This window comes from Streptomyces sp. NPDC001513, from assembly GCF_042894695.1.
GTDB lineage: Bacteria > Actinomycetota > Actinomycetes > Streptomycetales > Streptomycetaceae > Streptomyces.
This window is the reverse complement of sequence record NZ_JBIAVU010000008.1, coordinates 30,494-45,559: the sequence shown is the minus strand read 5'-3', so window position 1 is coordinate 45,559 and position 15,066 is coordinate 30,494. Positions and strand designations below refer to the sequence as shown.

General features: G+C 71.7%; 15 protein-coding genes. 11 read left to right on the top strand and 4 right to left on the bottom strand.

The window, feature by feature from the left end:
- Positions 1-52: 52 nt before the first annotated feature.
- The 4 genes from ispG to ACFYZ4_RS18780 all read left to right on the top strand — a co-directional run bounded on the left by ispG (position 53) and on the right by ACFYZ4_RS18780 (position 4,630).
- Complete coding sequence (gene ispG, locus ACFYZ4_RS18795; RefSeq protein WP_351288800.1) at positions 53-1,210, top strand: flavodoxin-dependent (E)-4-hydroxy-3-methylbut-2-enyl-diphosphate synthase; 1,158 nt, start codon at positions 53-55, stop codon at positions 1,208-1,210.
- Between the two features lie 166 nt (positions 1,211-1,376).
- The gene (locus ACFYZ4_RS18790; RefSeq protein WP_351588761.1) at positions 1,377-2,222 is read left to right on the top strand and encodes a GNAT family N-acetyltransferase; all 846 of its coding nucleotides are present in this window, start codon (positions 1,377-1,379) and stop codon (positions 2,220-2,222) included.
- A gap of 125 nt (positions 2,223-2,347) precedes the next feature.
- Complete coding sequence (locus ACFYZ4_RS18785) at positions 2,348-2,890, top strand: GNAT family N-acetyltransferase (RefSeq protein WP_351288796.1); 543 nt, start codon at positions 2,348-2,350, stop codon at positions 2,888-2,890.
- Between the two features lie 42 nt (positions 2,891-2,932).
- Entirely contained in the window at positions 2,933-4,630 is a 1,698-nt protein-coding gene (locus tag ACFYZ4_RS18780) for a proline--tRNA ligase (protein WP_390784388.1), read from the top strand.
- 110 nt (positions 4,631-4,740) lie between these two features.
- Here ACFYZ4_RS18780 and ACFYZ4_RS18775 read toward each other — a convergent pair whose 3' ends face one another.
- The 4 genes from ACFYZ4_RS18775 to ACFYZ4_RS18760 are packed head-to-tail and all read right to left on the bottom strand — an operon-like array spanning position 4,741 to position 7,650.
- Positions 4,741-5,682 (bottom strand): slipin family protein, encoded by a 942-nt coding sequence (locus ACFYZ4_RS18775; protein ID WP_351288792.1) that lies wholly within the window; start codon positions 5,680-5,682, stop codon positions 4,741-4,743.
- A 42-nt stretch (positions 5,683-5,724) separates the two neighbouring features.
- Positions 5,725-6,627, bottom strand: coding sequence for an aminoglycoside phosphotransferase family protein (locus tag ACFYZ4_RS18770; RefSeq protein ID WP_390784387.1), 903 nt, complete (start codon positions 6,625-6,627; stop codon positions 5,725-5,727).
- A 16-nt stretch (positions 6,628-6,643) separates the two neighbouring features.
- The gene (locus tag ACFYZ4_RS18765) at positions 6,644-7,111 is read right to left on the bottom strand and encodes a ferritin-like domain-containing protein (RefSeq protein WP_351288788.1); all 468 of its coding nucleotides are present in this window, start codon (positions 7,109-7,111) and stop codon (positions 6,644-6,646) included.
- Positions 7,108-7,650 carry a hypothetical protein gene (locus ACFYZ4_RS18760; RefSeq protein WP_351288786.1) on the bottom strand — a complete coding sequence of 181 codons (543 nt, stop codon included), beginning with the start codon at positions 7,648-7,650 and terminating at the stop codon, positions 7,108-7,110. The genes ACFYZ4_RS18765 and ACFYZ4_RS18760 overlap by 4 nt, the downstream gene beginning before the upstream one ends.
- Positions 7,651-7,806: 156 nt before the next feature.
- Between ACFYZ4_RS18760 and rimP the strand changes: the two genes are divergently transcribed.
- From rimP to truB, 7 genes are all read left to right on the top strand, one after another.
- Entirely contained in the window at positions 7,807-8,328 is a 522-nt protein-coding gene (rimP, locus tag ACFYZ4_RS18755; RefSeq protein WP_351288784.1) for a ribosome maturation factor RimP, read from the top strand.
- Positions 8,329-8,330: 2 nt separating this feature from the next.
- Positions 8,331-9,341, top strand: coding sequence for a transcription termination factor NusA (gene nusA / locus ACFYZ4_RS18750; protein WP_351288782.1), 1,011 nt, complete (start codon positions 8,331-8,333; stop codon positions 9,339-9,341).
- A 169-nt stretch (positions 9,342-9,510) separates the two neighbouring features.
- Entirely contained in the window at positions 9,511-9,798 is a 288-nt protein-coding gene (locus ACFYZ4_RS18745; protein ID WP_351288780.1) for a YlxR family protein, read from the top strand.
- Positions 9,799-9,946: 148 nt separating this feature from the next.
- The gene (gene infB, locus ACFYZ4_RS18740) at positions 9,947-13,078 is read left to right on the top strand and encodes a translation initiation factor IF-2 (protein WP_351288778.1); all 3,132 of its coding nucleotides are present in this window, start codon (positions 9,947-9,949) and stop codon (positions 13,076-13,078) included.
- A 160-nt stretch (positions 13,079-13,238) separates the two neighbouring features.
- On the top strand, positions 13,239-13,532 hold the full coding sequence (locus ACFYZ4_RS18735; RefSeq protein ID WP_030651158.1) for a DUF503 domain-containing protein: 294 nt from the start codon (positions 13,239-13,241) through the stop codon (positions 13,530-13,532).
- Positions 13,533-13,560: 28 nt separating this feature from the next.
- Positions 13,561-14,013 carry a 30S ribosome-binding factor RbfA gene (gene rbfA, locus ACFYZ4_RS18730; protein WP_281211222.1) on the top strand — a complete coding sequence of 151 codons (453 nt, stop codon included), beginning with the start codon at positions 13,561-13,563 and terminating at the stop codon, positions 14,011-14,013.
- Positions 14,010-14,918, top strand: a complete 909-nt coding sequence (gene truB / locus ACFYZ4_RS18725) for a tRNA pseudouridine(55) synthase TruB (protein ID WP_390784386.1) — start codon at positions 14,010-14,012, stop codon at positions 14,916-14,918. The genes rbfA and truB overlap by 4 nt, the downstream gene beginning before the upstream one ends.
- The last annotated feature ends 148 nt before the right edge of the window (positions 14,919-15,066 follow it).

Genomic DNA, 15,066 nt, shown 5'->3' with positions numbered 1-15,066 from the left:
TGGAGCCCGCCGAATTCGGGACCTTGATCCACACCTTGGGGTTGCACAGCAGATGACTGCCATCTCTCTCGGAATGCCGGCCGTGCCGACGAAGCTTGCCGACCGCAGGGTCAGCCGCAAGATCCAGGTCGGCAGGGTCGCCGTCGGTGGCGACGCACAGATCTCCGTGCAGTCGATGACCACCACCAGGACCTCCGACATCGGGGCGACGCTCCAGCAGATCGCCGAGCTGACCGCCTCCGGCTGCGACATCGTCCGCGTGGCCTGCCCGACGCAGGACGACGCCGACGCGCTCGCGGTGATCGCGAAGAAGTCGCAGATCCCGGTGATCGCCGACATCCACTTCCAGCCCAAGTACGTGTTCGCCGCGATCGACGCCGGCTGCGCCGCGGTCCGCGTGAACCCGGGCAACATCAAGCAGTTCGACGACAAGGTCAAGGAGATCGCGCGGGCCGCGAAGGACACGGGCACCCCGATCCGGATCGGCGTCAACGCGGGCTCGCTCGACGCGCGACTCCTGAAGAAGTACGGCAAGGCCACCCCCGAGGCGCTGGTCGAGTCCGCGCTGTGGGAGGCCTCCCTCTTCGAGGAGCACGGCTTCGGCGACATCAAGATCTCGGTCAAGCACAACGACCCGGTCGTCATGGTCAACGCCTACCGGCAGCTGGCCGCCGCCTGTGACTACCCGCTGCACCTGGGCGTCACCGAGGCCGGCCCCGCCTTCCAGGGCACCATCAAGTCCGCCGTCGCCTTCGGCGCGCTGCTCTCCGAGGGCATCGGCGACACCATCCGCGTCTCCCTCTCGGCCCCGCCGGTCGAGGAGATCAAGGTCGGCATCCAGATCCTGGAGTCGCTCAACCTCAAGCCGCGCCGCCTGGAGATCGTCTCCTGCCCGTCCTGCGGGCGCGCGCAGGTGGACGTCTACAAGCTGGCCGAGGAGGTCACGGCGGGCCTGGAGGGCATGGAGGTCCCGCTGCGCGTCGCGGTCATGGGCTGCGTCGTCAACGGCCCGGGCGAGGCCCGCGAGGCCGACCTCGGCGTCGCCTCCGGCAACGGCAAGGGCCAGATCTTCGTGAAGGGCGAGGTCATCAAGACCGTCCCCGAGTCGAAGATCGTGGAGACCCTCATCGAAGAGGCGATGAAGATCGCCGAGCAGATGGAGAAGGACGGCATCGCGAGCGGCGAGCCCACCGTCGCCATCGGCGTCTGAGCATCGGCGCCCGAGCATCGGAGTCCGAGCACCCGAAGCTGCCGCCCCGGCCCCGTTCCCGCAGTTCGCGGGCGGGGCCGGGGCTTTTGCGTGACCTGCGACGCGGCATCGCCAGGCATCGCCGGGTACAGTGCGGAGATCAGCAGACTTGCATGGTGAGGCCCCAGTGTTGACGCAGACCACCACCCGGGTCCTTGAGCCCAGTGATCTCGACGCCGCGCTCGAGATCCTCGGACGCGAGCCGGTCGAGAACGCCTTCGTCACTTCCCGGGTCCAGGTCGCCGGACTCGACCCGTGGCGCCTGGGCGGCGAGATGTGGGGCTGGTACGCCGACGGCGAGCTCCGCTCGCTCTGCTACGCCGGCGCCAACCTGGTCCCCGTCTGCGCCGAGCCCGACGCCGTACGCGCCTTCGCCGACCGCGCCCGCCGCACCGGCCGCCGCTGCTCGTCCATCGTCGGCCCCGCCGAGGCCACCCGGCTCCTGTGGCAGCTCCTGGAGCCCAGCTGGGGACCGGCCCGCGAGGTCCGCTCCCACCAGCCGCTCATGGTCATCGACCGCCCGTCCACCACGGTCGAGGCGGATTCGCGGGTCCGCCGGATCCGCAAGGACGAGATGGACCTGATCATGCCCGCCTGCGTGGCCATGTTCACCGAGGAGGTGGGCATCTCGCCGATGGCCGGGGACGGCGGTCTGCTCTACCAGGCCCGCGTCGCCGAGCTCGTCGCCGGCGGCCGTTCCTTCGCGCACGTCGACGACGGCAAGGTCGTCTTCAAGGCGGAGATCGGCGCCGCCACCCCGCGCGCCTGCCAGATCCAGGGCGTGTGGGTGGCCCCCGAGTTCCGCGGCCGCGGGCATTCGGAGACCGGGATGGCCGCCGTCGTCGCCTACGCGCTGCGGGACGTCGCTCCCGTGGTCAGCCTCTACGTGAACGACTTCAACACCGCCGCGCGGGCCGCCTACCGGCGGGTCGGCTTCCGCGAGGTCGGCGCCTTCATGAGCGTGCTGTTCTGAGCGCACTCTCCCGAGCGTGCCGTTCCGAGCGGGCCACCGGGTCCCGACCGCCCTGATCGAAAAGGCGGACCCGGACCCCGCCGATGGCATTCCGGCCCGCCCCTACCGCGAAGTAAGGTCGCCGCATGCTGCCTTCCGGACTCCGCATCGGCCCCTTCGACCTCGCCGCCCGCGTGGACGAGGCCCTGCGCGTGCAGGCCGTCGCCTTCGGCCTCAGCGAGGAGGAAGTGGGCATCCGGCGCTACATCGTCCAGCGCCACATGACCTGCCGCGGCGCCCGCGCCCTCGGGGCGTTCGCCGAGGACGGGGCCCTCACCGGATTCGTGTACGGGATGCCGAACGACCGGACCCACTGGTGGTCCACGATCGTCGAGCCCTACCTGCGGGCCGGCGGGCACGAGGGCTGGCTCGACGACTCCTTCGTGATCACCGAACTCCACGTCCACCCCGGCTTCCAGGGCCACGGAGTGGGCCGCGAGCTGATCACCCGGATCACCGACGCCGCCGCCGAGCCCCGCTCGATCCTCTCCGCCATCGACACCGAGAGCCCCGCCCGCGGGCTGTACCGGGCCCTCGGCTACACCGACCTCGCCCGCCAGGTCCACTTCCCGAGCGCGAGCCTCCCGTACGCCGTCATGGGCGCCACACTGCCGCTGAGCAGGCACTGAATTGATTACCGGGGCCCGCGCGGGCCCCGGTAACCTCCCGGCATGTCTACGCAACACGTGCAGCGCATGTCCCGCCTGATGGCCAAGACCCTCCGCGAGGACCCGGCCGACGCCGAAACCCTCAGCCACCGGCTCCTGGTCCGCGCCGGCTACGTCCGGCGCAGCTCGGCCGGGGTGTGGACGTGGCTGCCGCTCGGCAAGCGGGTCCTCGACAACGTCTCGCGCATCGTCCGCGAGGAGATGGACGCCATCGGCGCCCAGGAGGTGCTGCTGCCGGCGCTGCTGCCGAAGGAGCCGTACGAGGTCAGCGGGCGCTGGTCGGAATACGGCGACCTGCTGTTCCGGCTCAAGGACCGCAAGGGCGCCGACTACCTCCTCGGCCCCACCCACGAGGAGATCTTCACCCTGGTCGTCAAGGACCAGTGCACCTCGTACAAGGACCTGCCGGTCATGCTGTACCAGATCCAGACCAAGTACCGGGACGAGGCGCGGCCCCGGTCCGGCGTGCTGCGCGGGCGCGAGTTCCAGATGAAGGACTCGTACTCCTTCGACGTGTCCGACGAGGGGCTGGAGGAGTCCTACCGGCTCCACCGCGAGGCGTACGTCCGCATCTTCGAGCGGCTCGGCCTCGACCACCGGATCGTGTCGGCGGTGTCGGGGGCGATGGGCGGCTCGGCGTCGGAGGAGTTCCTGGCCCCGGCCGGGGCCGGCGAGGACACCTTCGTGGACTGCCCGTCCTGCGACTACGCGGCGAACACCGAGGCCGTGACCTTCGCCCTGACCCCCGTGAGCGCCGAGCACCCGGCCATCGAGGAGGTGGACACCCCGGACACCCCGACCATCGAGACCCTCGCGGCGCACCTGGGCGTCCCCGCCTCGGCGACCCTGAAGAACCTCCTCGTCAAGGTGGACGGCGAGATCGTGGCCGTGGGCGTACCGGGGAACCGCGAGGTCGACCTCGGCAAGCTGGGCGAGCACCTGGCCCCGGCGGTGGTCGAACTGGTCACGGCCGAGGACTTCGCGGACCGGCCCGACCTCGTACGCGGCTACGTCGGCCCGCAGGGCCTGGACAAGGTCCGCTACCTCGCCGACCCGCGGGTCGCGCCCGGCACGGCCTGGGTGACCGGAGCCAACCGGGCGGACACGCACGCGCGGAACGTGGTCTGCGGCCGCGACTTCGAGGTGGACCGGTACCTCGACGTGGTCGTCGTCGAACCCGGCGACCCCTGCCCGAACTGCGGCGCCGGACTGCGCCTGGACCGCGCCATCGAGATCGGCCACATCTTCCAGCTGGGCCGCAAGTACGCGGACGCCTTCGGCCTCGACGTCCTCGGCAAGGAGGGCAAGCCGGTCCGCGTCACCATGGGCTCCTACGGCATCGGCGTCTCGCGGGCGGTGGCGGCGCTGGCCGAGCAGACGGCCGACGAGCGGGGCCTGTGCTGGCCGGCGGCGGTGGCCCCGGCCGACGTCCACGTGGTGGCGGCGGGCAAGGCCGTGCCGCTGGCGCTGGCGGAGGAGGCGGCGACGGCCCTGGCGGGCTCCGGGCTGCGCGTCCTGCTGGACGACCGGCCCGGGCTGTCGCCGGGCGTGAAGCTCACGGACGCGGAGCTGATCGGCGTGCCGTGGATCCTCGTGGCGGGGCGGCGCTCCGCGGAGTCCGTGGTCGAACTCCAGGACCGCGCCTCCGGCACCCGCGAGGAACTCCCCCTGACGGAAGCCCTCGCCCGCCTGACGTCGTAACGCCGACCGCGGCCGGGCCCCCGGGGCTCAAACGCCGGCGAGGCTGGATGTGGCCGACGCCGGCATCATCCAGCCTGTCCGGCGTTTGAGGACCGGCTCCGCGCAGCGGCTTAGTTGCGCGGCCCCTCAGGCTCATGCTCCGGCGGCGGTGCGTCCAGCATCAGGCCGGGCTCCGGGGTGTCGAGCTTGGGCGGGGCTTCGGCCGGCGCGTCGGCGACCTCGGCCGGCCCGGGGCCTTCGGAAGCCGGGCCGGCCGGGGCCGGTGCAACCCGCGCGGGGCCCGCCGCAGGCGGAGGCGCCGAGCGCTCGAGGAAGCGCAGCAGCTCCACCGGGAACGGCAGCACCAGCGTGGAGTTCTTCTCGGCGGCGACCGCCACGATCGTGTGCAGCAGACGCAACTGCAGCGCCGCCGGCTGCTCCGACATGACCTCCGCCGCCTCGGCCAGCTTGTGCGAGGCCTGCAGCTCCGCATCCGCGTTGATCACGCGCGCCCGCCGCTCGCGATCCGCCTCGGCCTGCCGGGCCATCGACCGCTTCATCGTCTCCGGCAGCGAGACGTCCTTGATCTCGACCCGGTCGATCTGCACGCCCCAGCCCACCGCCGGGCTGTCGATCATCAGTTCCAGACCCTGGTTCAGCATCTCCCGGTTGGACAGCAGATCGTCCAGGTCCGACTTTCCGATGATCGACCTGAGCGAGGTCTGCGCCATCTGCGAGACCGCGAACCGGTAGTCCTCCACCGCCACGATCGCGTTCGCCGGGTCGACGACCTTGAAGTACACGACCGCGTCCACCCGCACGGTGACGTTGTCCCGGGTGATGCCCTCCTGCGCGGGCACCGGCAGCGTCACGATCTGCATGTTCACCTTGTGGAGCCGGTCGATGACCGGAACGACCATCGCGAAGCCGGGCGGCCGTATCTCCTCGCGCAGCTTCCCCAAGCGAAAGACCAGGCCCCGCTCGTACTGCTTCACCACCCGGGCCGCGGCGCCCACGTAGACAGCGACGCCCACACCCGCGGCGATCGCCGCTGTCAGCAGTTCTTCGACCATGACGGCCCCCTGCCGGACATACCTTCCTACCTACGGTATGCCCTACAGCCAGGCCGCGAACTCCAGCAGGAGTTCCGCGTCCCGGCGCCGTCCGGCGGCCAGGGCCCGGTTCCCCGACTCGACCGCCCGGAACAGCGTCCAGCCGCGCAGCCGGTCCCGGTCCACCTCCAGGGCGTCGGCCAGCTTGTTCACCCGGCGCCGGGCTCCCGCGGCCCCCGCCGACGAGGCCACCTGGTCCTCCAGCCGGTCCCGGACCAGCCGCGCCAGGTCGTACGCCCGCTCGCCGACCAGCGGGTCGGGGCCCACCGTCAGCCACGGCGCCCGTTCGCCCGCGAGGACCTTGCCCTGCCGGAAGTTCCCGTGCAGCAGCAGCTCCTCCGGCGGGGCCGCGACCAGTTCCCCGCGCATCGCCAGAGCCGCGTCGGCCAGGGCCCGCACCTCCGCCGGGGCCGCACGCAGCGCCGCCGCCTGCTGCCCCGTGCGCTCCGCCACCGTCTCCCAGACGTGCCCGGCCGGCGGGGCCACCCACAGCCTGCGCAGGGTGCCGCTGGCCTCCAGCAGCGCCTTCGCCTCCGGCAGCGACCGCAGCGACACCTCCGGGTGCAGCCGCTCCAGCAGCAGCGCCCCGTCGTCGTCGTGATGCCGGGTGTCGAGGATCCGTACGGCGCCGAAACCGCCCCAGTGGGCCAGCGCGGCCAGTTCCCGGTCGGGCCGGGCGTGCGGCGGCGCCAGCTTCAGCGCGGCCGGGGTCCCGTCCGCGTACGTGACGAGGACCACCAGGCTGCTGCGGCCGCCGGGTGCCTGGACCCGCTGGGCGCTTACGCCGCGCCGGGAGAGCGCGGCCTCGGTGAGTCGGGGCAACTGCCCCAGCCAGTCCTCGTCCTGCGCCGTTTCCGGCATCTCGCCGAGCGCCCGTACAAGCCGCTGCGGCGGTTCGAAAGCCATGCGTGCGTGGTCCCTTTCAGCTGTGCTGGGCCCGTTGCGCCTCGTCAGCGCGTTCCGCGAGCCCAGGGAAGGCTACGCCGACACCGCGCCAGCGTGCCGCGCGCACGGCCGCGGCGCTCAGCGCGTCGGCCGCCTCGCGGCGCAGCGGACCCTCCGCCGCGCGCACCAGATCGGAGTACGCGCCCGCCACCCGGTCCTCGATCACCGCGGCCAGCCGCTCGGCGTCGGCCTGGCCGCGCACTTCGAACGGCAGCGCGTACGCCGCCTCCGCGGGCCGGGGCGCACCGCCCAGTTCCCGTACGGTCCGGGCGAGCGCGTCACGGCGCGCGAGGTGGGCGCCGTACGACTCCCGGGCCTCGTTCGCGCGGGCGCCGGTGCTGCGGGCGCCGATCACTCCGTAGCCGTAGGCGGCCGCGTGCTCGGCGGCGAGTGCGGCCTGGGCGGCCTCCAGGGCCCGGCCGGCGGCGGGGGGTTCGGGCTTCACGACGTGGCTCCGGGGGTCGAGGTCAGCAGGTACGCGTGGACGGCGCCGCAGGCGGCCACCGAGGCCAGCATCCGGGCCAGCTCGCCCGGGGCCCCGGCGAGATCGATGGTGCGGGCCTCCGACAGGCTCCGCTCGGCGTCCGCGAGGGCGGTCAGGGCTTCCGCGGGCTTCGGGGGCACCGGCTCGCCGCCCGCCGAGGGCGCGGCGGCCCCCGTACCGCCCGTGGGGGAGGCGGACGGCGACCGCGAGCCCGCGGGGGGCAGGGCCAGGGCCGCGGAGTGCGCGGCGACGGCGGCGCGCAGCGGCGCCAGCCGGGCGGCCAGGGCCGGATGGGCGGCGGCCGTGGCGTCGTAACGTTCCAGCAGGCGCGCACTGTCACGAACGGCCGCCTCCCGCATCCGCCGTTCGAGTGGAATCCCGCTCTCGCCGCCGGCCGGGCGGTCGTCGGAGCACCCCGTCAGCAGCGCGGCTCCGGCCACGCCGGCGGCTCCGGCGAGCAGGCTCCGGCGCGAGGGTCTCGAAGGCAGAGTCCAGGGCACGGCGACGTCCTCGGGGGTGATGGCGGGGCAGGGTGTGATCACGGTACCCGGGGCCCCGTCCACAGGGCGGACGGCAACACCCTCCGACACCGGATACCCTTTGACCTGACACACGACGGAAATCACAACAGCACACGCGGCCGAGGAGTCACCCGGATGAGCACCACCCAGAGCGACAGGCTGCGCGGACTGCTGGAGCCGCTCGTCGCCGCCAAGGGCCTGGACCTCGAAGAGATCGAGATGTCGCGGGCGGGCAAGCGCCGGATGCTGCGGATCATCGTGGACTCCGACGAGGGCGTGGAGCTGGACGCGTGTGCGGAGCTGAGTCGCGAGGTCTCCGACAAGCTCGACGAAACCGATGTGATGGGTGAGGACGAGTACGTCCTCGAAGTGAGCTCGCCGGGCGCCGACCGTCCGCTGACCGAGCACCGTCACTACGTGCGGGCCATCGGCCGCCTCGTGAAGTTCCAGCTGTCCGCCGAGGGCGACAAGGGAGACAAGGGCGCCGGGGAACTGGTCGCCCGCATCCTCGACGTCGACGACGAGGGACTGGACCTCGAAGTCCCGGGCGTGAAGGGCCGCAAGGCGACCGCCCGCCGCATTGCTTTCACCGACATCGCCAAGGCGCGTGTCGAGATCGAGTTCAACCGCAAGGACAAGAAGGAAGAGGAGGCGTAGCCATGGACATCGACATGAGTGCCCTGCGGGGTCTGGTCCGGGAGAAGGAGATCTCCTTCGACCTGCTCGTCGAGGCGATCGAGTCGGCCCTCCTCATCGCGTACCACCGGACCGAGGGGAGCTTCCGCCGCGCACGCGTCGTGCTGGACCGCACCAACGGTCACGTGATCGTGTGGGCGACGGAAGACCCGAGGGACCTCGAAGAGGGCCAGGAGCCCAAGGAGTTCGACGACACCCCGTCGGACTTCGGCCGGATCGCCGCGACGACCGCCAAGCAGGTGATCCTGCAGCGTCTGCGCGACGCCGAGGACGACCTGACCTTCGGCGAGTTCGCCGGCCGTGAGGGCGACGTCATCACCGGCGTGGTGCAGCAGGGCAAGGACCCGAAGAACGTCCTCGTCGACATCGGCAAGCTGGAGGCCATCCTGCCCGTGCAGGAGCAGGTCCCCGGTGAGGAGTACACGCACGGTCTGCGCCTGAAGGCGTACGTCGTGCGGGTGGCGAAGGGTGTCCGCGGTCCGTCCGTGACCCTTTCCCGCACCCACCCCAACCTGGTGAAGAAGCTCTTCTCGCTGGAGGTCCCGGAGATCGCCGACGGCAGCGTCGAGATCTCGGCGATCGCACGTGAGGCAGGTCACCGCACCAAGATCGCCGTACGGTCCACCCGCTCGGGCCTGAACCCCAAGGGCGCCTGCATCGGCCCGATGGGCAGCCGCGTGCGCAACGTCATGGCCGAGCTGCACGGCGAGAAGATCGACATCGTCGACTGGTCGGACGACCCGGCGGAGATGGTCGCGAACGCGCTGTCACCCGCCCGGGTGAGCAAGGTCGAGGTCGTCGACTGGGACACCCGGTCCGCCCGGGTGACCGTGCCGGACTACCAGCTGTCGCTGGCCATCGGCAAGGAGGGCCAGAACGCCCGCCTCGCCGCGCGGCTCACCGGCTGGCGCATCGACATCCGTCCCGACACCGAGGTGTCCCCGGACGCCGACCGGGACCGGGGCGGGGAATAAACCGGTACCGGCCGGGGCTACCCGGACGGTAGACAGGGCGTACGGCTGCCGCCGAGGCGGTGCCGTACGGCCGCTGCCAAGGCGGCGGATCAAGACAACACAACAGCCGTTCGATTTTTCGCCCGTCACTTGTCGGGAGAGAGGTCGGTGCGGGGAGGTAGACTTAGGCGTGTCTGGCCGGACGCAAGCCCGCGCATGCCCCGAACGCACCTGTGTGGGGTGTCGGGAGCGAGCGGCCAAGAGCGATCTGCTGCGGATCGTGGCGATCGAGGACGAATGCGTCCCCGATCCTCGCGGTACGCTGCCCGGCCGGGGTGCCTACGTGCACCCCGCCGTGGTCTGCCTCGACCAGGCGGTCCGCCGCCGAGCGTTTCCCCGGGCCCTTCGGTCCGCCGGAGCACTCGACACGGCGGAACTGCGCAAAGCCCTGGTCGACGAGGCCGGGGCCACACCGTAAGACGTAGAACGGCACGGATACCCCGTGCGGTCAGGTACCTCGCGAGTTGGAAGTAGGTCGAGATTGCGATGAGCACTCGATGAGTACGCGATGAGTACGCCCATGAAGTAGCAACGGTCCGGCGTAACCCGGACCTAAAAGGAGCGAAGTGGCTAAGGTCCGGGTATACGAACTCGCCAAGGAGTTCGGAGTTGAGAGCAAGGTCGTCATGGCCAAGCTCCAGGAACTCGGTGAGTTCGTCCGTTCGGCGTCCTCGACGATCGAGGCGCCGGTTGTGCGCAAGTTGACCGATGCACTGCAGGGGCCCGGCGGCAACGCCGGCAAGTCCGCTGCCAAGCCTGGTGCGCCCCGCAAGGCGGCGCCCGCCAAGCCCGGGGCCCCGACCCCGGGCGCCGTTGCACGTCCCGGTGCGCCGAAGCCCGGCGCCCCGGCCCCCAAGCCGGTCGTCGCGGAGGCTCCGGCCGCCGCAGCGCCCGCCCCGGTGACTCCGGCCGCCTCCGGCCCGCGTCCCGGTCCGAAGGCTCCGGCCGCCCCGAAGCCCGCTCCGGCGGCGCCCGTGGCGACCGAGTTCTCCGCGCCTCCGGCGGCTCCGGCCGCCCCGGCGCGCACCGAGCGTCCCGCCGCCGCGGCCCCCGGTCCCCGTCCGGCGCAGCAGCGTCCGGCACAGGGTGGCCAGGCCGGCGCCCGTCCCGGCGCCCCGCGTCCGGCCGGCTCCACCCCCGGTGGCCAGGGCCAGCGGCCCGCCGGTGCCCCCGGTTCCTCGGCCCCGCGCCCCCAGGGCGCCCGTCCGGCCGGTCCCCGTCCGGGCAACAACCCCTTCACCTCTGGTGGCTCCACCGGCATGGCGCGCCCGCAGGCGCCCCGTCCGGCCGGCGCTCCCCGTCCCGGTGCCCCCGGCGCCGGTGGCGGCCAGGGTGCTCCCCGCCCGCAGGGCGGCCCCGGCGGCGCCCCGCGTCCGCAGGGTGCCGGCGGCGCCCGTCCGACCCCGGGCGGCATGCCGCGTCCGCAGGCCGGCGCCCCGCGTCCGGGTGGTGCCCCCGGTGGCAACCGTCCGAACCCGGGCATGATGCCGCAGCGTCCCGCTGCCGGTGGTCCCGGTCCCCGTCCCGGTGGCGGCCCCGGTGGCCGTGGTCCCGGTGCGGGCGGCGCCCGTCCCGGTGGCGGCGCTGGTCGTCCCGCGGGCGGCGGCTTCGCCGGCCGTCCGGCCGGTCCGGGCTCGCGTCCCGGCGGCGGTGGCGGCTTCGGCGGTCCCCGTCCCGGTGGCGGCGGCTTCGGTGGCGGTCCGGCCGGTGCCGGTGGCGGCGGTCGTCCCGGCTTCGGTGGTCGTCCCGGCGGTCCCGGTGCCCGTGGTGGCACGCAGGGTGCCTTCGGCCGTCCCGGTGGTCCGGCCCGTCGTGGTCGCAAGTCCAAGCGTCAGAGGCGCCAGGAGTACGAGGCCATGCAGGCCCCGTCCGTCGGCGGCGTGATGCTGCCCCGCGGTGGCGGCGAGACCGTTCGCCTGTCGCGCGGTGCGTCCCTCACCGACTTCGCGGAGAAGATCAACGCCAACCCGGCGTCGCTCGTCGCCGTGATGATGAACCTCGGCGAGATGGTCACTGCCACGCAGTCCGTCTCCGACGAGACGCTCGAGATGCTGGCCGGCGAGATGAACTACGTCGTCCAGATCGTCAGCCCGGAGGAAGAGGACCGCGAGCTCCTCGAGGGCTTCGACATCGAGTTCGGCGAGGACGAGGGCGGCGAGGAATACCTCATGCCGCGTCCGCCGGTCGTGACCGTCATGGGTCACGTCGACCACGGTAAGACCCGACTGCTCGACGCCATCCGCAAGACGAACGTCGTTGCGGGCGAGGCCGGCGGCATCACGCAGCACATCGGTGCGTACCAGGTCGGTACCGAGGTCAACGGTGAAGAGCGCAAGATCACCTTCATCGACACCCCGGGTCACGAGGCGTTCACCGCCATGCGTGCCCGTGGTGCCAAGTCGACCGACATCGCGATCCTCGTGGTCGCGGCCAACGACGGCGTCATGCCGCAGACGATCGAGGCGCTCAACCACGCCAAGGCCGCCGGCGTCCCGATCGTCGTCGCGGTCAACAAGATCGACGTCGAGGGTGCCGACCCGGTCAAGGTGCGCGGTCAGCTCACCGAGTTCGGTCTGGTCGCCGAGGAGTACGGCGGCGACACGATGTTCGTCGACATCTCCGCCAAGCAGGGTCTGCACATCGACTCCCTGCTCGAGGCCGTCGTCCTCACCGCCGACGCCTCGCTCGACCTCCGCGCCAACCCGGAGCAGGACGCTCAGGGTATTGCGATCGAGTCCCACCTCGACCGCGGCCGCGGTGCCGTCGCCACCGTCCTCGTCCAGCGCGGTACCCTCCGCGTCGGCGACACGATGGTCGTGGGCGACGCCTACGGCCGAGTGCGCGCCATGCTCGACGACAAGGGCAACAACGTCGAGGAAGCGGGTCCGTCGACCCCCGTCCTGGTCCTGGGTCTCACCAACGTCCCCGGCGCCGGCGACAACTTCCTCGTCGTCGACGAGGACCGTACGGCCCGTCAGATCGCCGAGAAGCGTGCTGCGCGTGAGCGCAACGCCAACTTCGCCAAGCGCGTCCGTCGCGTGTCCCTCGAGGACCTCGACTCCGTGCTCAAGGCCGGTCTGGTCCAGGAACTCAACCTCATCATCAAGGGCGACGCGTCCGGTGCGGTCGAGGCTCTCGAGTCCTCGCTGCTCCAGCTCGACGTCGGTGAAGAGGTCGACATCCGGGTCCTGCACCGCGGTGTGGGTGCGGTCACCGAGTCCGACATCTCGCTGGCGATGGGCTCCGACGCCATCGTCATCGGTTACAACGTCCGTGCGGCCGGCCGTGCCGCGCAGATGGCGGACCGCGAGGGCGTCGACGTTCGCTACTACTCGGTGATCTACCAGGCCATCGAGGAGATCGAGGCGGCCCTGAAGGGTCTCCTCAAGCCGGAGTACGAAGAGGTCGAGCTCGGTACGGCGGAGGTCCGCGAGATCTTCCGCTCGTCCAAGCTGGGCAACATCGCCGGTGTCCTCATCCGGTCCGGCGAGGTCAAGCGCAACACCAAGGCGCGGCTCCTGCGCGATGGCAAGGTCATCGCCGAGAACCTCAACATCTCCGGTCTGCGCCGCTTCAAGGACGACGTCACCGAGATTCGCGAAGGCTTCGAGGGCGGTATCAACCTCGGCAGCTACAACGACATCAAGATCGACGACGTCATCGCGACGTACGAGATGCGCGAGAAGCCCCGCGCGTAAGCGCGAGGCGGTTCGCACCGTGTCGTAACTCGTAACACCGGGGCCGGTCGGCGGAATATCCGTCGATCGGCCCCGGCCGTTGCGTGTACGGTTCTGGTGACCCTGCCGAGCGACGGCCGGCAGGCCACCGAACCCGCACCGGCGGGATATCCGGAACTGCATGTACGTGGGGACTCTGTCCTTCGATCTGCTCCTCGGCGACGTTCACTCGCTGAAGGAGAAACGCTCCGTCGTCCGGCCCATCGTGGCCGAGCTCCAACGCAAGTTCTCCGTGAGCGCGGCTGAAGTGGGCGACCAGGACCTGCACCGCAGGGCCCGTATAGGGGTCGCTCTGGTGAGTGGGGACGCGGGGTTCCTCTCGGATGTACTGGACCGCTGCGAGCGGCTGGTCGCGGCACGTCCGGAAGTGGAGCTGCTGTCCGTACGACGGCGCCTCCACGGTGATGAAGACTGACAGCAAGACATAAGAAGGAGACGGACCAGTGGCCGACAATGCGCGGGCGAAGAAGCTGGCGGACCTCATCCGGGAGGTGGTGGCGGAGAAGCTGCAGCGTGGTGTCAAGGACCCCCGCCTCGGTACGCACGTGACCATCACGGACACCAGGGTCACCGGCGACCTGCGGGAGGCCACGGTCTTCTACACGGTCTACGGAGACGACGAGGACCGCGCCAGCGCGGCAGCGGGCCTGGAGAGCGCCAAGGGCGTCCTGCGCTCCGCGGTCGGACGGGCGGCGGGCACCAAGTTCACGCCCACCCTGACCTTCGTCGCGGACGCCCTCCCGGAGAACGCGAAGACCATCGAGGACCTCCTCGAGAAGGCGCGCACCTCCGACGCCCAGGTGCGCGAGGTCTCCTCCGGCGCGAAGTACGCCGGCGACGCCGACCCGTACAAGAAGCCGGGCGACGAGGACGACGAGGACGCAGCCGCGGAATGAGCACCAACGCAGGGAAGACTCCGGACGGCCTTGTCATCGTCGACAAGCCGTCCGGCTTCACTTCGCACGACGTGGTCGCCAAGATGCGCGGGATCGCCAGGACCCGCCGCGTCGGCCACGCCGGCACGCTCGACCCGATGGCGACGGGCGTGCTGGTCCTGGGCGTGGAGAAGGCCACCAAGCTCCTCGGCCACCTCGCGCTCACGGAGAAGGAGTACCTCGGCACGATCCGGCTGGGCCAGAACACCCTGACGGACGACGCCGAAGGCGAGATCACCTCCTCCACGCACGCCACCGGGGTCACCCGGGACGCCGTGGACGCGGGCATCGCCAAGCTGTCCGGCGAGATCATGCAGGTCCCGTCCAAGGTCAGCGCCATCAAGATCAAGGGCGTGCGCTCCTACAAGCGCGCCCGGGACGGCGAGGACTTCGAGATCCCGGCCCGTCCGGTGACCGTCTCCTCCTTCCAGGTGTACGACATGCGGGAGGCGGAGGCCGAGGACGGCACCAAGGTCGTCGACCTCGTCGTCTCCGTCGTCTGCTCCAGCGGTACGTACATCCGCGCCCTCGCCCGCGACCTGGGCGCCGACCTCGGCGTCGGCGGGCACCTGACCGCGCTGCGGCGCACCCGGGTGGGTCCGTACAAGCTCGACCGGGCGCGGACCCTGGACCAGCTCCAGGAGGAGCTGACCGTCATGCCCATCGGCGAGGCGGCCGCGGCGGCCTTCCCGCGCTGGGACCTGGACGCCCGGCGGGCCTCGCTGCTCGCCAACGGCGTGCGGATCGACATGCCGGAGGAGTACGAGGCCGGCCGCACCGTCGCGGTCTTCGGACCGCAGGGGCAGCTGCTCGGCCTCGTCGAGAGCAAGAACGGGAAGGCGAAGTCCCTCGCGGTCTTCGTCTGATCCTTTGACGTGGAGCGGTGAGCGCACATGGACTGCTGCTCACCGCTCCACGACCCCCCTCGGGTAGGTCTCTATCCACCCGGACCCCCGTATTCACCCGTCCGAGCAGGCGCTCGGAGTGAATGGAGGGAGCGTAAGGGGGCGCGTT